This window comes from Chitinophaga costaii (genome assembly GCF_900094705.1).
Classification (GTDB): domain Bacteria; phylum Bacteroidota; class Bacteroidia; order Chitinophagales; family Chitinophagaceae; genus Chitinophaga; species Chitinophaga costaii.
Window position 1 is genome coordinate 174,843 of sequence record NZ_FMAR01000009.1, and the last position, 18,845, is coordinate 193,687.

Below are 18,845 nucleotides of genomic sequence, written 5' to 3' on the forward strand. Positions count from 1 at the left end.
GAGAAGGCATTACACCTGCACAAAAAAGCCCGGGCGCGACCCAGGCTTATGGTTTATATTTTTTGTAAAATTAAATGCTAGAGATTGATCACACCTTTTAGCTGGCTAAAGAACTCGTCTTTTTTGCGGCTGGAGATTGGAATATTTTTCTGGTCGCTCATAATTACAGAAGTTCCCAGGCCTTTAATGATTTTCACGATGTGGTGAATATTGATAAGAAAAGACTTGTGCACGCGGTAAAACCCTTTGTCGGAGAGCATTTCCTCGTATTCTTTGAGCGATTTGGAAATGAGGTGGGAAACGTTGTTGATCAGTTGTATTTTGGTATAGCTGTCGAATGCCTCGCAGTAGATAATATCTTTCAGATCGATGACGTTATAACCATCGTTTACGGGGATTACAATTTTGGAGAAAGCGTTATCGTTATTTTTTACGTAATCTTTGAGGATAGAGGCCAGTTCGTTGAGTCGGCCTTTTTTGCTTTTCTTCACTTTTTCCAAAGCATCCTCCACCTCACTCACCTTAATGGGTTTGAGCAGATAGTCTAATGCAGCGAATTTAATAGCCTGTAACGCATATTCCTGAAAGGCGGTAATGAAGATCACCTCAAAATTGAGTACCGGAAACATTTCCAGCAACTGGAAGCCGTTGTGCGGGGGCATTTCGATATCCAGGAATAATACATCAATGGGGTTGTTCTTGATCATTTCCGCCGCGTCATGAATATTCTGTGCCTCTCCTACTACTGTAACATCCTTACAGTAATTTTCGAGGATATTTCTCAGAATATGTATGTTGCGGACTTCATCGTCTACAATGGCAGCTTTAATATTACTCATAACATCTTTACAATTGGGATGAGAATCTCGACAAGGGTGCCTTCTCTTGAGCCCAAACCAGATTTAAATTTATCAATTATTTCCAACTTTCCAACATTTCCATTAAAAGATTTAATAATCTGCAACCGGTCTCTTATTACACTCAGCGCGGTGGATTCGTGTTTGATTAACCTGCCAGACTTCAGGCTGTTGGCCTTTTCCCAGCCAATACCGTCATCATCTACCGATACGTATAACATATCATCCACCAATTCCAGGCGTATCTCCAGGTAACCGGCTTTGGTTTTGGGCGCCAGTCCGTGTTTAATAGCGTTCTCCAGGATAGGCTGTATGATCATGGGCGGAATGTATACGGTAAACTCTTTCAGCGTGGGTTGCAAATTAAAATGATAGGTAAAGGCATTGGCAAACCGCATCTTCTCCAGCTCAATGTAGCGGGTCAGGAAGGCTATTTCATCTTCCAGCGAAATATAGGATTTGCGGGAATTATTCAGCATTTGCCGCATAAGCGTGGCAAAGTCTGCCAGGAAGTTCAGGGCTTGTTTTTCCTCTTTTTCCAGGATAAGATGTTGCACCGAGTTCAGGGAATTAAAGATAAAGTGCGGGTTCATCTGGTTGGTCAGCGCCTTAGCTTCCAGCTCAGCGATCTTGCGGTTATATTCCGTTTTGCGGGTTTCACTTTGTTTAACCCTACGGATAATGTAGCGCAGGAAAAACCCAATGAGCAGGATGCCTAACAGCACCAGGATGCCCCTGGCCCACCACTGCTGGTACCAGCGAGGCAAAATATTGATATCCAGGCTTACTGGTTTGCTCCAGGCCCCATTGTACTTGCGCGCGCGGATCACCAGTTCGTAATGCCCCGGCTGCAGGTCGGGATAAGGAATGATATTGGATTTAGTACTGATCCAATCGGTACTGTCTGCCGAGAAATTATATTGGTATTCTACCAGGTCGGGCAGGTCAAAGGCAATGGCGCCAAATTCCACCTCGAAAGAACTTTTGCTTTTGAAAAGATGGGTAAAGGTTTTGGCACTGGCCGTATAACTCACATCAGCATAACGGATGGTGGAAAGGTATACTGTAGGCGGCGTAGTATCTACCGGCAGTTGCTTATCGCGAAAATAACAAAGCCCGTTGGAAGTGGCGATGTACAACATGCTGTCTTGTAAAAACACGTCGCGGATATCATCAGAGTTTAGGCCATCGTTGGAAGTAAATTTGCGCATGATCTTGCGCGAGGCTACGTCTATCTCCGACACGCCCCGGTCTGTAGCGACGAATAGATGCCCGCGCTCATCGTAATAAAGCTGTTGGCAAATATCGCTGGCCAGGTCCTGGCGCATAGAGATGTGGCTTACTACCGAATCGTGGTGCAGTACATACAGCCCCTGGTCTGCAGTACCTATCCAAAGATCTCCGTTAATATTTTTTAGATGGCGTATGCTTTGTTTCAGGCGGGGGTCGGTCCAGCGGCTCAGTAACTGGCTATCCCAATCGGTGCCGAAATACAAACCGGTATTGGTGCCTACATAATAGGTGCTGTCGTCTATACAGGCCACGGAGGTAATGCCCCCGGCAGAAAGTACCGGTGGTATATCATCGTCTAGCGTAATGAGTTGATCTTCTGCCGCCACCCGGATCTTGCCACCGGGCGATACATCGATATCCTTCAACCGGCTGACATTGCGCAACAGCTCGGGCTTTTGTTTGGCCAGGTTAAAGGTATAAATTCCATTGTCCATCCCAATCAGTACATCCTTGCCATAAGGCAGCATACTGATAATACTATTACGTCCTCCCAAGCTGCCACTAAGGCCATATTGACTGATCTTGCCATTGCGGTCCAGGGTATTGAGGTAGCCAGCGTTCTGGCCAATGAGCAACATTCCCGATGCCTGGTCTTTGAAGATGCTGAAGATGGAGTGGGTAGCCAGCCCGTTGGTATTGTCGAGGTAATTGAAATAAAAGTTTTTGAAGGGAATGTTATACACCCCATCGCCAAAAGTAGATATCCAGAAATTACCATCGCGGTCGCCCAGGATAGAAGTGATGTAGTGATTGTCCAGCAGGCGGCTTAGTTTAGTATCGCCCCGGAAATAATCTTTGAGATAATACAGCGCCTTTTGGGTGCCTATCCAAAGGTTGTCCCGGTCTATGTACAACGAGCGTATATCATCTGTAATGCCGTAGTCGTTGCCACTGAAAAAACAGGATGCCTGATTATGGTTGTAAATAAATAATTTATTGCCGATCACAATAGCAGGCTTTCGGTGTACCAGGGCATAACCGGCGGGCTGGGTATAATTGAGGATGTTAGGCTGTATTTGCTGGAAAGGATTGTTAGGATCATTCCAGCCAGTAAGCTGAAAGGAAGCTTGCAGGGGGTGGAAAATGGTATCGTTGCGCAGCAGGAAAAAAAGGTCTGTTTGCCCGGGCGAGCTGTAAATGGTATTGCGCCCGTTGTAACGCATTACCCGTGCGCCGCCATTGAGAAACCAGGTATTTACTGTACCATCGTCGAATGCGTATTGGATAGGATTTTGGTTAATGGGGAAATACAGCGAAGAATCGTTTTGCTCGTTGTGGACAAGGTTATTGCTATAGTAAGAAAGTTTGGTACTGCCGGTAAAAAACCATACGCGCCCCTGGTTGTCGGCGGCCAGTTTCAGCACATCATTGTCTGTAAGGCCATCGTGTTTGGCATAGTTGCGAAAGCGCTTGCCGTCGAACTTACTCACACCAGTAGGCGTGGCAAACCAGATAAAGCCATCTTTATCCTGCACGGCCCCATACACGGTAGCATTGGCCAAACCGTCTTTCACATTATAGTTGCGGATCAGTATTCCCTGCGCATAGCTACGGGATACCAGACCAGCCATTAAGAAGATACAAAGGCCTATAAAACGCTTAAACGGCATCAGTTTTAAAGTTAGTAAAATGTACTGGGTGCATGTACGATGTATGTTATACAATGTACAAGGTATGATGTAATCCGGAGCCGGCTGGTACCTACTTACAGCCCATTGTGGCGGGAAGTCCTCTGCCGTTCAACATTAACGCAATTTGCCTCTAATACTTGTTCAATGTACAAAATACATACGGGGCTATACCGGAACCTCACACAGTACATTGTACAAGGTACTACCTGGTACCCTGTACAATATTACACTTCACCATCTCTCTAATACGCCCTGGCAAAGAGTACGCGCTCTTTGGAGGGTTTACCAGTCAGGATGCATTGGCCGGGCGACTGTGGGTTATTTAGCGGAATGCATCGGATGGTGGCTTTTGTTTTTTCTTTAATGGCCTCTTCCGTTTCGGGCGTACCATCCCAGTGTGCGGCCACGAAGCCTGCTTTACCGTCCAGGGTAGCTACAAATTCTTCCCAGGTATCTACAGGGGTAATATGTTCGTCCCGGTATGTTTTAGCTTTATTGTACATGTTCTGCTGAATATCTTCCAGCAGTAACTGGATGGCACCGGTAAGCCCGTCCAGGGAAAGGCTTTCCTTGGTTTTATTGTCGCGGCGGGCTACTTCGGCCACATTATTTTCCAGGTCGCGGGCACCCAGGGCAATGCGTACGGGTACGCCTTTCAGTTCGTACTCGGCAAATTTCCATCCTGGCCTGGCGTGATCTGCGTCGTCATATTTCACGCGGATGCCAGCCTGTTTCAATTCGGCTACGAGGGCATTCACCTTCTCATCTATCCTGGCTTTCTGCTCTTCATTTTTGTAAATGGGTACAATCACTACCTGGAGGGGGGCAATCCGGGGCGGCAGTATAAGACCGTCGTCGTCGCTATGCGCCATTACCAGGGCACCGATCAGGCGGGTGGATACGCCCCAGGAGGTAGCCCATACATATTCCAACTTATTTTCTTTATTGGTAAACTGTACGTCGAACGCCTTGGCAAAATTCTGGCCCAGGAAGTGGGAGGTACCGGCCTGCAAGGCCTTTCCGTCTTGCATGAGGGCTTCAATACAATAGGTATCTACCGCGCCGGCAAAACGTTCGTTGGGGGTTTTCACCCCTTTGATCACGGGCATGGCCATCCAGTTTTCCGCAAAATCGGCGTACACATCCAGCATCTGCCGGGTTTCGGCTACCGCTTCCTGGGCAGTGGCATGGGCCGTATGACCCTCTTGCCAGAGAAACTCCGCTGTACGCAGGAAGAGGCGGGTACGCATTTCCCAGCGCACCACGTTAGCCCACTGATTTATGAGCAGGGGCAAATCGCGGTGCGACTGTATCCAGCTTTTGTACGTGTTCCAGATAATGGTTTCTGAAGTGGGGCGCACAATGAGTTCTTCCTCCAATTTGGCTTCAGGATCTACGATCACGCCACCGCCGTTGGGATCATTTTTCAGGCGGTAGTGGGTTACTACGGCGCACTCCTTGGCAAAACCTTCTATATGGGCAGCCTCTTTACTCAGGAAGCTTTTCGGTATAAACAGCGGGAAATAGGCATTCTGGTGACCGGTGTCTTTAAACTTTTTGTCAAGTACATCCCGCATTCCTTCCCAAAGGCCAAAACCATAGGGCTTGATCACCATGCAGCCCTTTACGGCAGAATAATCTGCCAGGCCACCTTTTAAAACCAGGTCATTGTACCACTGCGAATAATCTTCGGAACGGGCCGTAATTTCTTTGCTCATAACTGTTGATAACTAGATAACTATAATTAAATCTTTCCAGGCTGCACTCCAATTATTATTAAACGAAGGCCCGTTTAGACTGTCTAAAAAGCAATGATATTTGAAAAGAATCGCCAGCGGGCTTTTCTATAAAATTTACAAAAATATGTTTTGCGTTTATAAAACGTTGTAACAAAATTAGTTTACAAACGTTTTACCCTATTAAAGGGTCCGCCTAAGTGGCAGTAGTCTCCCAATGGCTTGCTTTTTGCAACCTTATTTATAAGACGGAAACGTCTAAAATTCCATGGGATTGCGAATATAAATCAGGTAAATGGAAAAGTGAGATTATTCAGAAAATTATATTAAGAATTTGACTACTTTTACTTTTGGAGATCTTTGTTAACTTTAATTGGTAAATAACTTAAAAATGAAACTTTTACTATATAGCGTAGTGGCAGCCACGCTGGTTTTAAGTAGCTGCTCCTCCGCCTACAAATCCACGCAAACGCCGGACGATGTTTATAATTCGCCCAGCGCTACTACTACCAGCCGCAATACGGACAATGGAAGTACCAACACCACTGCAGACGATGGTAGCAATTACGTAACCTATGATGATGGTTCTCAATACGATTCCGATTATGGCCGTCGTATGAACATGTTCTCCGGCAGTTATGTAAGTGGGAATTATAGCGACTATTATTATGCCCCCGTTGGGATCAGTGCTTACTACGGCAGCCCTTACTACTCCTACTATCCGTACAGCGGATTTGGGTGGGGACTTGGTTTTGGCCTGGGCTTCGGATACAGTTCGTTCTATTATCCCTGGTATAGTCCTTACTACGGTTATGGTTATGGCTATGGATATCCCTACTACTATGGCGGTGGTGGCTATTATCATGGAGGTTACTATGGTGGCAGTCATGGCGGCTACTACTCTAACCCGGTAAACCGTATCCGTACCAACGGTGCGCCTACTGCGGGTAATGGTTTTACTAATAATGGAGGGTTCACCGGTGGCCGTACCAGAACAGGTGTAGTGCCTTCCAACAATAACACTGGCGTCAGCAACAACCGCCGGGTATTTACTCCTTCTTCCAGCGAGCAGTCCGGTTATAGCCGTCCTACCCGCTCCTTCTCTCAACCTACTTTCCAGGCGCCTACCCGCTCCTTTAGCCAACCCTCCTACTCCGCACCCCGCACCAGCGGATTTAGCGGTGGTGGTGGTGGATTCAGTGGTGGTGGCCGCAGAAGATAATACTATCGAATTTAAAAGTACCCTGGCCCAATTTCACCAGGGTATTTTTTTGCCCTTTATCCAAATGTTACGTTCCTCTTTAAAATCTTGCTCTAATGATTAAAAAAATTGCATTCACCTTTGCAATAGGGATTGCTTTTATGTCTGCCCAGGCCCAGGACAAAACGGATGTGCTGCGTTACAGTGAACTTAATCCGGGCGGTTCATCCCGCGCACAGGCTATTGGCGGTGCTACCGGCTCTATTGGCGGTGACTACTCTTCCATCTTTTCTAACCCTGCCGGCGTTGGCTTTTTCAAAAGTAGTGAATTGGCCTTCAGCCTTGACTTTCAGCAGGCCAATAATAAAAGTACATACCTGAATACCAATGGCTCCGACAATAAAGGCAATTTTAATATCGGCAGCGTAGGGCTTATCCTAGCCAGCCCCAGAAGAAATCCCAACAGTAAGTGGCAGAACATTACGCTGGGCCTGGGCTATAGCCGCCAGGCCAATTTTAACCAAAATATTTACTACCGGGGGCGGAATAACACTTCCTCTATCGGTAGCCAGTACGTGTCTAACCTGAACGGGGTGGATACGGCTTCGGTGTATGACGGGGCATATGCTTTTGGTCCGCTGGAGGCCGTGAAAACCGGATTCCTGTCGGGCAACTTCGATAATGCCGGCAACCCGCTCCATACCTGGACCACCATTTCGCCCTACGATGATCCCGCCGGCGCGGGCGTGCTGCAGGAGAATTCCATTTATACCTCTGGCCGCAGCGAGATTTATTCCCTGGCGCTGGGGACTAATTATGCTGACAAGTTTTACATTGGCGGTAGCCTGAATATGCCCCATATAGAGTATGAACGCAATTCGGTATTCCGCGAAACCAATGACCAGCACTACCAGTATCTGGGATACACCATGAATTATTACGAGTCTTCTACCTACCTGAATACCACGGGCAATGGCTTCCAGGCCAATCTAGGGGTTATTTACCGCCCCATTCCTGCCCTGCGTGTAGGTGCGACCTTCATCTCCCCCATGTGGTTATCTATGCACGATAGCTATTATGGCAACTACACCACTAGCGACAACACCGGCACTTACACCGCCAGTACGCTGGACGAAGATGAATACAATGCCCCGGTAGAAAGCCATTATAATATCCGTACACCGTGGAGAGGCATTGTGAGCGCCGCTTACGTGTTTACGCCAAAAGACAATAACATCCGCAAACCCTCCGGCTTCCTGACGGTGGATTATGAATATGAAGACTACGCCTCCTCCAGCCTGAAGTTTAAAAATGGGCTGAGCGACGACAACCAGTCCAGTAATCTTGTGCAGTCGGACATCAAGAGCAGCTACCAGTCGGCCTCCAATATCCGCGCAGGTGGTGAAATCAAAATAGATATCTGGGCCTTCCGTGCAGGTTTTGCCTATTACGGCAACCCCTATGCCACGGGTGGATTGGACGGCAGCCGCAAGTTCTACAGCGGTGGTTTAGGCTACCGCAACAAGGGTTTTTATGCAGACCTGACCTATGTTTACATGAATCAAAACCTGCTGGACCAGCCCTATGCCGTAGGCAGCGACCAGCCAAACACCCCCACTCCTGCTCCTGCATCGATCAAGGCCAATACGTCTAATGTATCGTTGGGGATTGGGTTTAAGTTTTAAATAATAAGCCATAAAATTTTATAGGAAAGCACCTTTCGCGATGGCGGGAGGTGTTTTTTTTGGGGGGTGTATTCTTCGCTGGTATGTTTAACGATAACCAGCCATTGACCAGGCTTAAGGTAGGATGAAGGTAAATGTTAATGCGCGTTAAAATATTTAGTCCTGGCTATACTTTATCTAATTCTTGTGTGATAAATGCTATAATTTTTTCCTCTTCCTGCGGATTAAACCAGTGGTAGTCCTGGTCGCGGGCGAACCAGGTAAGCTGGCGTTTGGCGTACTGGCGGGTGTGGGTTTTAATCTGGTCTACGGCTTCGGGTAGCGAAAGGGTACCGTCCAGGTACTGGAATAGCTCCTGGTATCCTACCGTTTGCAGGGCATTGTGGCTGCGGTAGGGCAATACGGAGCGCACCTCTTCCACCAGGCCTTCCGCCATCATTTCGTCTACCCGCTGGTGAATATTTGCGTGCAGCTCCGGCTTGGGCAGGGTAACGCCAATTTTAATGATCCGGAAATCGCGTGGGTGGGGGCTGGAGGTGCGGAAACTGCTGATAGAATGGCCGGTGGCTTCCAGCACTTCCAGGGCACGGAGGAGGCGGTGTGGGTTACCGGTTTCCGCGGTGGCGTAAAACGCTGGGTCACGCTGCTGCAGCTGGGCCTGTAGCCAGGGCAGGCCATGTTGGGCATAGGCCTGGCGTACGGCCTCCCGCACGGGGGGGGGAATGGCGGGCATTTCATCGATGCCTTCAGCAAAGGCCCGCAGGTACAAACCGGTGCCGCCGCATATGATGGCCACGGGGTGGCTGGCAAATATTGCTGCTGCATACCCCAGGGATAGGCGTTCGTAAATGCCGGCACTCACCTGCTCTCGGATGCTGTGGGAATTAATAAAATAATGCGGCACAGCGGCCAGTTGCGCCGGGGTGGGCTTGGCGGTGCCAATCGTAATTTCCCGGTAGCATTGCCGCGAATCAGCAGAGATGATGCGGGTACCAAAATGCCGGGCCAGGCGGATGGCCAGGCTTGTTTTGCCCGCTGCGGTAGGACCGGCAATGATGATGGCAGTATTCATCCGAAAAAAATATTGCGATTTTTAGGCAACAGGTGCGTGGTGCGTAGTAGCAAAAAATGTAAAGGCCATCGTATCCTTGGATAGTATGGCCTTTACCAATGAGATCGGGTATTTATTTTGCGCGGAGCGTATATTAAAAATCGTCCAGCCCTGCTTGTTGCTGGGCATCTTCGCTGTCTTCGGTATCTTCCTCCGTATCATTTTCTTCCCCTTCTTCCCCGAAGCCTTCGTCCAGGCCTTCTCTATTGAGATCGTATTTTTCTTCCATCTCCACGAGTTTATCGTTTACGAGGCCTTTAGTGCCGTATTGGCTGGGGGCCAGGCCTTCTTTGCGCACCAGGAGGGGGTACACTTTTTTGGCGTCTTCCTCTTTGGATACGGCGATCAGTTCCACCAGAAATGTCCAGTGTTTGGCAAAATCGTAAACGTAAATAAATTTCTGGTTAGGTGTTTTCACTTCCAGTCCGATGGCCGTTTCTACCATCAGGAGGGGGGCTACTTTGCGTGGTGCGTTATCATTTTCAAAAATGATTTCCCGGCCCCGCGCCCAATTATCGTTACTACGGAAAAAGGTGGCGTTGTGCTTGCTATCAAACTCGAATGCTTGCAGGATGGACTGGTGGAATTGTAAAAATGACTGGGCGGGCTTTATCACAATATCTCTATATACACTTTCATCTTCTTCCCAATAGACCCTGAATTTCAAAACCGGCATATATGCTTCGTTAATGTTTTTTATGTGATTTGATCGGTAGGTGTTGTGGTAGCAGGCAGGCTGCTATTTGCAAAATACCCATTTTTATGCCAATACTCCGATATTTCAATAATATTCTTATGGCTGTTGCAACGGCTTCAGGTTCATAGCGCTGGCTGTTTCCAGCATGAAGGCGTAGGCGGCTTCGTAGGTATTGGGAATGATGCCATCGAGGATGGCTTCGCGGATGGCATTTTTCAGATCGCCTACCTGGCGGCAGGGGCGCAGGCCAAACGTTTCCATGATCATCTCCCCCGTAACCGGCGGTTGCCAGTTGCGGATACGGTCGTTCTCCTCTACTTCTTTAAGCCGTTCGCGTACCAGTTCAAAATTTTCTAAATAACGTTTTACCTTTTGTTTGTTTTTGGAGGTAATGTCTGCTTCGCACAGGGTCATGAGCGCGTCTATATCTTCCCCGGTATCGAAGATGAGGCGGCGTATAGCCGAATCCGTTATATTCTCTTTGGTGAGGCTAATGGGGCGCAAGTGCAGCTCCACCAGTTTTTTCACAAAACGCATCTTTTCGTTTTGCGGCAGCTTCAGTTTGGCGAAAATGCGGGGTACCATTTTGCCGCCCACGGCATCGTGCCCGTGGAAAGTCCACCCATGTCCTTCTTCGAAGCGTTTGGTGGCAGGTTTGCCAATGTCGTGCAGCAGGGCGGCCCAGCGCAGCCAGAGGTCGCGGGTGTGTAGGCTTATATTGTCGATCACCTGCAGGGTGTGATAGAAATTATCTTTATGCCCTTTCCCATCCTGGGTTTCCACGCCTACCAGGTCTGTCATGGCGGGGAAAATAAGTTTCAGCAATCCGGCTTTGTACAGCAGATCCAGCCCGATGGAGGGTTTTACCGTGAGCATGATCTTATTCAGCTCATCGGTAATGCGTTCCTGGGTGATGATGCGGATGCGGTGGGCATTTTCCTGTATGCCGGCAAATACAACGGGGTCTATCGTAAAGGCCAGTTGGGCGGCAAAACGGATGGCGCGCATCATCCGCAGGGGATCGTCGCTAAAGGTTTTCACCGGGTTTAGCGGGGTGCGGATGATCTTGTCTGCCAAATCCTGGCGGCCCTGGAAGGGATCTACCAGGTTACCGTAATCGGCGGGGTTGAGGCTGATGGCCATGGCATTGATCGTGAAGTCGCGGCGTAGCTGGTCGTCTTCCAGCGAGCCGGCTTCCACTGCCGGGTTGCGGGAGTCTTCGCGGTAGCTTTCCCGGCGGGCGCCTACAAATTCCATTTCCATATCCTCCCATTTAAGCTGGGCGGTGCCATAGGTTTTGAAGAAATGCACGGGGATATTACCGCCGAGTTTTTCGGCCACTTTATGCGCCAGGGCTATACCGTCGCCCACGCAGACGATGTCCATGTCCTTAGTTTTGCGGCCCAAAAGTTTGTCCCGCACAAAGCCGCCAATCACGTAAGCCGGCACGCCCAGTTCTGCGGCAGCCAGGGCTACATGATGAAGCACTCCGCGCTCCTGCGGTGTACAAGGGATGTCGAATTTACCGGGAATGGTCATTACTCCAAAAATACTATTTTAGAAAAGAAAGCCGCAAAGGTAAGGAAATTGGCCATAGGGATGCAGGAATCTGAAACTGCGCCCAGGATGGGCCATTGCGGCTATTCCCGGATGATTTCCAGGCTGCCGTCTGGCCGGATCTTAACAATCCGGGAGGGCATAGCGGGCTGCTTTTCGTACTGGCGATGCCGCACGATGTAGGTGGCCGCGGCTTTTACGGTGGGTGATATTGCGGCAAAGTTGACGGGGGCAGGCTCCCCACTCAAATTGGCAGAAGTGGAAACGATGGGTTTGCGCAGGCGCTTTATAAGGTGGCGGCAAAACTGATCTTTTACCAGGCGGATGGCCACGCTCCCATCTTCATTGATGACGCTGGGGGCCAGGTTCAGGGCGCCTTCATAGATCACCGTGGTAGGACTATCAAAATCATCGAGGATAGTGGCCAGGTTTGGATGCGGATGGGCTACGTACTGCAAAATAGATCTTACTTCGGCCATCAGTATGACCATGCTTTTATGCACGGGCCGCTGTTTGAGCTCGAATATTTTACGCACTGCTTTTTCGTTGGTCGCGTCGCAACCCAGGCCCCAGATGGTATCGGTAGGATATAAAATATTGCCGCCGGAGCGTAGCACCGCCAGGGAGATGATGAGGTCTTGATCAAAAATTTCCACGCGTTATATTAAAATAGTGAACGATAAACTTCCATGACGGCGGCGGCACATTTTTCTGGGGTGAAATGGCGGGCGTGTATAAACCCCTTTTCGCGCAAATCTGCCGCCAGCGCTTCATCTGTAGTGATGGTGCGGATGGCACCGGCAATGGCCTCTACGGAAAGGGGATCAACGTAAAGGGCAGCATTGCCCGCCGTTTCTGCAAAACACGAGCCCTGGGAGGTGATAACCGGCGTGCCGCTCCACAAGGCCTCCAGGATAGGAATGCCAAAACCTTCGAACAAAGATACGTAGAGCAACGCCGTGGCGCCCTGGTATAATAAGGGCAGCTCCTCCCCTTTCATACGGCCCTGCTCATTGAGCCAGATCACCTGTTTTTCCATGCCCTCCCGCGCTATCCAGGCCTTAACTTTTTTCATATATCCATCCCCGTTACCCAGCACCACCAAAGGCAGTGCCGCCCCTGACTGGCGCAGGGCCTGCACCACTGCCAGCAGGTTTTTCCGCTCAATGACGGAGCCTACACTCAGTAAATATTTTTCCGGCAAATGATAGGCCGCACGAAATGCCGCAATGCTGGACGCCGTATGCAACCCTTCGAAAGATGGGTCGCAGCTTTGATAACATACGGTTATCTTCCCGGGGTGTACGTTGTAAAACTGCACCAGGTCTGCCTTGGTTTGTTCGCTGATGGCAATGACCCGGTCTGCCGCATGGGCTGCGTACCGCGCTTTACGGCGGTAGGTGAATACGTCGATGGGATTGTATTGCCCGGGAAAGCGCTCAAAGATGAGATCGTGCATGGTGACTACACTCTTTACGCCACTGTTGTGAATGCCGAAGGGTACTTCATGACTCAGGCCATGGTAAAGGTCCATGCCACGCTGCGCCAGCTCCGGCGTTACCCATTTGCTGCGCCACAAAGCGCGCAGTTTGCGGTGCAGAAAACGGGTGGGCAATACGGTGTGGATGTTAGAAAAAGCCGAAACCGGGAACATGGTGGTAGGTTTCGGGGCAAACAGAAAGTACTGGTGCTGCGGAAAATCCGCGGCCAGCGAGCGGATAAGGGTGCGGCTGTAGTTGCCTAAACCAGTATTGTTCTGAAAAGCGCGCTTGGCGTCGAATGCAATGTTCATGTAGAAAGTATGGAAATTGCCGTTCCGGCTCACCTGGAAAAGAGTGGCCCGGGACACAATTGCCTGTTTATTTTTCAACAATACACTGTAAGTTTGTACAAAATACAATGTAAATGGACACAAAGGACAAAATACAGGCGGCCTGGAACGACCGCAATCTACTGCAAGATACAGAATACAGTGATGCCGTAAAAAATGTGCTGAGCTGTTTGGACACTGGCAAGATGCGCGTAGCAGAACCTACTGAAAATGGCTGGATCGTCAATGAATGGGTAAAGCAAGCTATCCTTATGTATTTTTCTATCCGAACCATGGAAACGATGAACGCCGGCCCGCTGGAGTTCTACGATAAAATGAAGCTGAAGAATAATTACAAAGACCAGGGCGTACGCGTAGTACCCTCCGCCGTGGCCCGGTATGGCGCTTACATTGCCCCCGGTAGCATTCTGATGCCGTCTTATGTGAACATCGGCGCTTATGTAGATGAAGGTACCATGGTGGATACCTGGGCTACGGTAGGCTCCTGCGCCCAGATAGGCAAGCATGTACACCTGAGCGGCGGCGTAGGTATTGGCGGTGTGCTGGAACCCCTACAGGCCAACCCGGTGATTATTGAAGATGGGGTATTCGTAGGCTCCCGCTGCATTGTGGTGGAAGGTGTGATCGTGGAAAAAGAAGCGGTATTGGGTGCCAATGTGGTGCTGACCAAATCTACCAAGATCATCGACGTAACCGGCAGCGAACCCGTAGAATATAAAGGCCGCGTGCCTTCGCGGAGTGTGGTAATACCCGGTTCTTATACGAAGAAGTTTCCCGCCGGGGAATACCAGGTACCCTGCGCGCTGATCATTGGTCAACGCAAAGCTTCCACCGACTTGAAGACGAGTTTGAACGACACGCTACGCGAATTTAACGTGGCCGTGTAAATGGATACGATTTTGAGAAAGCCGGCCTTGCGGATGCGAGGCCGGCTTTTTTGTGGAAGGTTATGGCCTCCTTTCATTTATTATTAATATCGATAGCGATATAAATACATATACCAGCTTTACAATACGCTTTATCTATAACGTTTTTCTGAATACTTTCCTGATCGTATTAAATGTGTGTATAAACGATAGAAATATCACTACCTAATTTTTCTTTGAAGGAAGCAATAAAAGACTCTTTTAATAACGGCCAGTTCCAAAATGTAAACCCTAAGTCGCTAAAACCCCATTCAGGCTCAAAGCGAAATTGGTGAATCTCCGTCCCTACATTGCATAAAGGACATATTAGTTCATCACTGAGCTGTTTGTACCAGTTGTTTAAAAAACGCCAGTTTTCCTGTGCTATATTCTCCTTACAGTGTGGACAAATACACTCCTCCATACCATTTTCTCCTGTATAGAAAACCCTTCTTTCCGTAATAACTTCCAGTCCATTTGTAATCAAGTCAAATGGTAGTTGGTCCGGATATGCTGTGATAAGCCTTGCACCTTCAGATACAGCATAGCCACTATCAATACTTAAAACGCAGTCAGAAAGCTCCGGCTTCACGATGTTCTCAGACACCAACCAAGTTAGGATGGTTTGTGCTTTAAATATCTTTTCTGGGTAACTGGATATTTTAGGAACAATGGAAATACTATGGTCGCTCATTATGAAATGGTAATTTTACTGCTTATCAATGATTAATAACTGCCAATACGCAAACTAAAGAAAATTTACACAAAAAAATATTCCGTTAATATCTTTTCTAGTACATTTTGGAAATAATGATTCGATGTCACCCTGATTAGTAAATTAAAAACACAAACCAAATTGTGCGGCTGAAATAAATTGTGGATAGAAAAAATGAGCCATAAGCCCCCAATAGTTAAGATGGTTGGGGTGCGAGAACTAAAACGTATTAAACTTGTGTAAGGCTAGGAATGTAACGGGCAGCCGTTATTATCTCAAATAGGAATATCTTTGCTCCAAGGTGAGCTGGAAATACTTTCTTGTCATCGTAACACAAAATTAGGTTTTCAGTTTCATCCCCCTTTTTTTTTGGGGGGGGGCTCCGAAAGGGGGTGAAACTCACCTGTTACACTTATCATCTGAACTTACATATTTATTATTTAAAACAACTAAAACCATTTATTATCAAAATCAATTTTTCATTTAGTAGCAAAACGCATTCTAATAAATAAGTAATGATTGAAGTTATAAAAGGCGACATTACCAAAATAAAAGTTGATGCCATTGTAAACGCAGCAAATACATCTTTACTTGGCGGTAGTGGTGTTGATGGTGCAATTCATAAAGCTGGCGGTGGGGCGATACTTGAGGATTGTAAAAAAATCCGAAGTAAACAAGGTGGTTGCAAAGTAGGCGAAGCTGTTATAACTACTGCAGGAAAACTTCCTGCAAAGTTTGTTATTCATACTGTCGGGCCTGTTTGGAATAATGGCAATAATAATGAAGATATGTTGCTTTCTTTAGCTTACAGCAATAGCCTTAAATTGGCAGCTGACCATAACGTACAAACAATATCTTTCCCCAATATTAGTACGGGCATTTATCGCTTTCCAAAATATCAGGCTGCAAAGATCGCTTTTAAAACCGTTACGGATTTCCAAACAACCTCAGATTTAATCAAACAAATAATCTTTGTATGCTTCGATATTGAAAACTATAATATTTACAATGAGCTTTTAAAAAGCGAGAACATCGATTTTAAGTAGACTCTGAGCCTGTAAAACAAACTGTGTCAAAGATTAAAAATTAGGATCTTCAAACAGTTTATTTTATGGACATGAAAGAAAAATTTGACTACGAGTCTATTTAAGAAAAAGATGCTCGAACAATTCCGTTCGGGGAAGTTCCTCTTTGGTAAAGATGGCGCGTTTGCACCGTTATTAAAAGACATCTTGGAAGCGGCTATGGAGGGCGAACTCGAAAGTCATCTCACTGAGGAAGAGCGTGCTGCAGGTAACCGTAGGAACGGTAAGACCTCCAAAAAACTTAAGACGGCTGATGGCACTATTGATCTGGATGCACCCCGAGACCGATCAGCTAGTTTTGAGCCACAAATTGTCAAAAAGAGAGAGACTATTTTAGCAGAAAGCCAGGAAAGCAAGATAATCGGGCTTCGTGGGCATGGCATGAGTTTGCGTGATATCTCGGCCCACATCTTACCAAGCCGTCACCAAAGACGAGGCAGCCCATCAGCTGGAAGAATTGGGGTAAGAAATATCCCGTAGTGCTTGATTCCTTGAGGCGCAACTGGGAAAAACTAACGACCTATTTTCAGTATTCGGCAGCTATCCGCAAGTTGATCTACACCACCAATACTATTGAAGGCTTCCATCGCCAGGTTCGCAAAGTAACTAAAACAAAGGGAGCTTTTACCTTGGATATGGCCCTGCTGAAGCTCGTTAGAAAGCGACATTTTTTGCAGCAACAGAATATAACCCAGCATCATCAGAAAAAATATCACTTCCCAACGAGATCAGATTATCACTGAATTATTAAATGACACAGTTTATTTTACACTCCCGTATGATAAGCGAAAAGGTACTGTTTTTTTAAAGTCTGTAAATACATCAACAAAATCCTTATTATTAATTTTAGAAAGGAGTTTACCGCTTGTATCAAGAACATATTGTAAAGAATTCTTTAAGTGCATGTCCTTTTCCGACTTTACTTCCGTTAAGTCAGTTTTATAAGTATAATTCTTTTCGAAAGCTTTCACTGTACCATTTTTCAAGAACGAATAAAGGATTATAGATTGCCCGGTTTCTCCAAAAATATCCCATTTAGCATCACTTATTCTACCATCAATATAATGTGCTTTTACCTCGCTACCTTCAGAGCTTAAACCATCAATAGAAAAAACGATAGTTGTATCATTTGATAAAATATTGGGGGCGCTATTAATCTTTAATTTTTCTTCCAACGTATCTAATATTACATGCGTTGGCTTAGTGTTTTGAACTTGTTTATTGTTCTGTGTACACGAACAGTAAAATATCGCAAAGATTACAGAAACTTTAATTTTCATACTTATTTTGCTATTGGATAATTGGCAATCCTTTTTCATTTTTAGGTAATGCTCTAAGTTGCTTTAATGTTTGTCCTTGTAAATTTTGGAAATGTGGCTTATCATCAATTTTTTTCCACCTATGCCCCCATTCCAATCCCCTGCCTTCTCCAATAAGACCAATAAGAGGATAATATTTTGTATTCCAATTTAGATTCCCATTTTCATATGGAACCACATCAACTGCTAAACCAAAATTATGGTTGCTAAACCCGCCTCTTGCTTTAGTAACAATATTCCCTTTTGTTGTTCTTCCTTGAGCATATAGTTTGTCTTGTTGTTCTACAGTCCTAAACCCGTCGGTAACTCTTAAATCAATCCCAAATCTAATTTTTGACATTAATACAAAAGATTTCATATCATTTTGGACGAGTGGATGTAAAGTGCCAATCTTCGTATCTGTATTTTTATTTCCAGTGCTTAAGTCTTTATAACCAACCCAGCCTTGAACGCCCTCACCTTTACTGTTAAGATAACTGACAGTTACACCTTCTTTACCAAATGTAAATGCTGTAGCAACTGTCCCTGCTTTGGCTGTTTTATTACCCTTGGCATCAACATCATAACCAGACCACCTAACACCAGAAATTTTCAATTTATCTTCTTTAGTGGTAGAATTATTAATGTTTACTTGTTTATTATCTTTATCATAATAAGCCCACTCTAAACCATCTTCGTCAACTCCTGCGATAGGGCTATTGCTTGCAAATTGATAAGGAGTTAGCTCTGGATATTTTTGGGTTATAGGATCCTCACTTAAGAACCTTACTAATCTCGGGTCATAAATTCTAAATCCATAATCCTGCTGATCGCCCTCCCCCTTCACCTCATTATCATTTTCCTTCCCATTAAACCCATACCGGTACCCCATATTACTAAACGTCCGTCCCGGTTCCTGCATACCAAACGGATAATAATCCCCTGCACTTTGCACCTTTGGCGTATAGTCTACTACTTCATTTCCATTACTACTCCCTGGCAGCTTAGCATCGCCAATGGTCGATAACACATTCCCCAAATGATTCCCCAGCTCATACACCTTCTCCCCACGTTGGAAATTAAACAGCACCCCATTGTCCGTTGTTCCTGCTTCCTCCATGTCTTTCTTAATTTCATCAATACCCAGCCGGCTACTGCCGTAGATATCTGTTTCTATTTGGGTAAGATGACCCGTATTCACGCTATTATCACCACGGGTGTAAATGCTCATCACATTGCCCGT

The 18,845-nt window shown here is 46.7% G+C and carries 15 protein-coding genes and 1 pseudogene; 5 read left to right on the forward strand and 11 right to left on the reverse strand.

The window, feature by feature from the left end:
• Positions 1-77: 77 nt before the first annotated feature.
• The 3 genes from GA0116948_RS13755 to proS all read right to left on the reverse strand — a co-directional run bounded on the left by GA0116948_RS13755 (position 78) and on the right by proS (position 5,499).
• Positions 78-839 carry a LytR/AlgR family response regulator transcription factor gene (locus GA0116948_RS13755; RefSeq protein WP_089713214.1) on the reverse strand — a complete coding sequence of 254 codons (762 nt, stop codon included), beginning with the start codon at positions 837-839 and terminating at the stop codon, positions 78-80.
• Entirely contained in the window at positions 836-3,760 is a 2,925-nt protein-coding gene (locus GA0116948_RS13760; RefSeq protein ID WP_089713215.1) for a sensor histidine kinase, read from the reverse strand. The genes GA0116948_RS13755 and GA0116948_RS13760 overlap by 4 nt, the downstream gene beginning before the upstream one ends.
• A gap of 263 nt (positions 3,761-4,023) precedes the next feature.
• Complete coding sequence (proS, locus tag GA0116948_RS13765) at positions 4,024-5,499, reverse strand: proline--tRNA ligase (RefSeq protein WP_089713218.1); 1,476 nt, start codon at positions 5,497-5,499, stop codon at positions 4,024-4,026.
• A 409-nt stretch (positions 5,500-5,908) separates the two neighbouring features.
• Here proS and GA0116948_RS13770 point away from each other — a divergent pair, with 409 nt between their 5' ends.
• Positions 5,909-6,739 (forward strand): hypothetical protein, encoded by an 831-nt coding sequence (locus GA0116948_RS13770; RefSeq protein WP_089713220.1) that lies wholly within the window; start codon positions 5,909-5,911, stop codon positions 6,737-6,739.
• A gap of 95 nt (positions 6,740-6,834) precedes the next feature.
• The gene (locus GA0116948_RS13775; protein ID WP_089713222.1) at positions 6,835-8,403 is read left to right on the forward strand and encodes an OmpP1/FadL family transporter; all 1,569 of its coding nucleotides are present in this window, start codon (positions 6,835-6,837) and stop codon (positions 8,401-8,403) included.
• Between the two features lie 166 nt (positions 8,404-8,569).
• On the opposite strand, the gene miaA is transcribed toward GA0116948_RS13775, so the two are convergent.
• The 5 genes from miaA to GA0116948_RS13800 form a co-directional block, all read right to left on the reverse strand.
• Positions 8,570-9,475, reverse strand: coding sequence for a tRNA (adenosine(37)-N6)-dimethylallyltransferase MiaA (gene miaA / locus GA0116948_RS13780; RefSeq protein ID WP_089713224.1), 906 nt, complete (start codon positions 9,473-9,475; stop codon positions 8,570-8,572).
• A 133-nt stretch (positions 9,476-9,608) separates the two neighbouring features.
• Positions 9,609-10,190: an IS1096 element passenger TnpR family protein gene (locus GA0116948_RS13785; RefSeq protein ID WP_089713226.1), complete on the reverse strand. Its 582-nt coding sequence runs from the start codon at positions 10,188-10,190 to the stop codon at positions 9,609-9,611.
• Positions 10,191-10,307: 117 nt separating this feature from the next.
• Complete coding sequence (locus tag GA0116948_RS13790) at positions 10,308-11,750, reverse strand: CCA tRNA nucleotidyltransferase (RefSeq protein WP_089713228.1); 1,443 nt, start codon at positions 11,748-11,750, stop codon at positions 10,308-10,310.
• 101 nt (positions 11,751-11,851) lie between these two features.
• Positions 11,852-12,424, reverse strand: a complete 573-nt coding sequence (locus tag GA0116948_RS13795) for an L-threonylcarbamoyladenylate synthase (protein ID WP_089713230.1) — start codon at positions 12,422-12,424, stop codon at positions 11,852-11,854.
• An 8-nt stretch (positions 12,425-12,432) separates the two neighbouring features.
• Positions 12,433-13,641 carry a glycosyltransferase family 4 protein gene (locus GA0116948_RS13800; RefSeq protein ID WP_240619209.1) on the reverse strand — a complete coding sequence of 403 codons (1,209 nt, stop codon included), beginning with the start codon at positions 13,639-13,641 and terminating at the stop codon, positions 12,433-12,435.
• Positions 13,642-13,673: 32 nt separating this feature from the next.
• Between GA0116948_RS13800 and GA0116948_RS13805 the strand changes: the two genes are divergently transcribed.
• A complete protein-coding gene (locus GA0116948_RS13805) occupies positions 13,674-14,486 on the forward strand; it encodes a 2,3,4,5-tetrahydropyridine-2,6-dicarboxylate N-succinyltransferase (RefSeq protein WP_089713231.1) in 813 nt (270 codons plus the stop codon).
• 169 nt (positions 14,487-14,655) lie between these two features.
• Here the strand turns inward: GA0116948_RS13805 and GA0116948_RS13810 are convergent, their stop codons facing one another.
• Complete coding sequence (locus GA0116948_RS13810; protein WP_089713233.1) at positions 14,656-15,198, reverse strand: hypothetical protein; 543 nt, start codon at positions 15,196-15,198, stop codon at positions 14,656-14,658.
• A gap of 536 nt (positions 15,199-15,734) precedes the next feature.
• On the opposite strand from GA0116948_RS13810, the gene GA0116948_RS13815 reads away from it, so the two are divergent.
• Positions 15,735-16,265 carry an O-acetyl-ADP-ribose deacetylase gene (locus tag GA0116948_RS13815; protein ID WP_089713235.1) on the forward strand — a complete coding sequence of 177 codons (531 nt, stop codon included), beginning with the start codon at positions 15,735-15,737 and terminating at the stop codon, positions 16,263-16,265.
• 65 nt (positions 16,266-16,330) lie between these two features.
• Positions 16,331-17,047, forward strand: a pseudogene (locus GA0116948_RS21885) (transposase).
• Positions 17,048-17,065: 18 nt separating this feature from the next.
• Here GA0116948_RS21885 and GA0116948_RS13825 read toward each other — a convergent pair.
• Both GA0116948_RS13825 and GA0116948_RS13830 read right to left on the reverse strand, forming a co-directional pair.
• On the reverse strand, positions 17,066-17,584 hold the full coding sequence (locus GA0116948_RS13825; RefSeq protein ID WP_089713237.1) for a hypothetical protein: 519 nt from the start codon (positions 17,582-17,584) through the stop codon (positions 17,066-17,068).
• A gap of 10 nt (positions 17,585-17,594) precedes the next feature.
• Positions 17,595-18,845, reverse strand: a 1,251-nt coding sequence (locus GA0116948_RS13830; RefSeq protein WP_170876082.1) for an RHS repeat-associated core domain-containing protein, incomplete at its 5' end; no start/stop codon positions are given.

Bases quoted from the DNA above. Each gene is read 5' to 3' on its own strand.
- GA0116948_RS13755 (WP_089713214.1), bottom strand. From the start codon at position 839: ATGAGTAATATTAAAGCTGCCATTGTAGACGATGAAGTCCGCAACATA.
- GA0116948_RS13760 (WP_089713215.1), bottom strand. From the start codon at position 3,760: ATGCCGTTTAAGCGTTTTATAGGCCTTTGTATCTTCTTAATGGCTGGT.
- proS (WP_089713218.1), bottom strand. From the start codon at position 5,499: ATGAGCAAAGAAATTACGGCCCGTTCCGAAGATTATTCGCAGTGGTAC.
- GA0116948_RS13770 (WP_089713220.1), top strand. From the start codon at position 5,909: ATGAAACTTTTACTATATAGCGTAGTGGCAGCCACGCTGGTTTTAAGT.
- GA0116948_RS13775 (WP_089713222.1), top strand. From the start codon at position 6,835: ATGATTAAAAAAATTGCATTCACCTTTGCAATAGGGATTGCTTTTATG.
- miaA (WP_089713224.1), bottom strand. From the start codon at position 9,475: ATGAATACTGCCATCATCATTGCCGGTCCTACCGCAGCGGGCAAAACA.
- GA0116948_RS13785 (WP_089713226.1), bottom strand. From the start codon at position 10,190: ATGCCGGTTTTGAAATTCAGGGTCTATTGGGAAGAAGATGAAAGTGTA.
- GA0116948_RS13790 (WP_089713228.1), bottom strand. From the start codon at position 11,750: ATGACCATTCCCGGTAAATTCGACATCCCTTGTACACCGCAGGAGCGC.
- GA0116948_RS13805 (WP_089713231.1), top strand. From the start codon at position 13,674: ATGGACACAAAGGACAAAATACAGGCGGCCTGGAACGACCGCAATCTA.
- GA0116948_RS13810 (WP_089713233.1), bottom strand. From the start codon at position 15,198: ATGAGCGACCATAGTATTTCCATTGTTCCTAAAATATCCAGTTACCCA.
- GA0116948_RS13815 (WP_089713235.1), top strand. From the start codon at position 15,735: ATGATTGAAGTTATAAAAGGCGACATTACCAAAATAAAAGTTGATGCC.
- GA0116948_RS13825 (WP_089713237.1), bottom strand. From the start codon at position 17,584: ATGAAAATTAAAGTTTCTGTAATCTTTGCGATATTTTACTGTTCGTGT.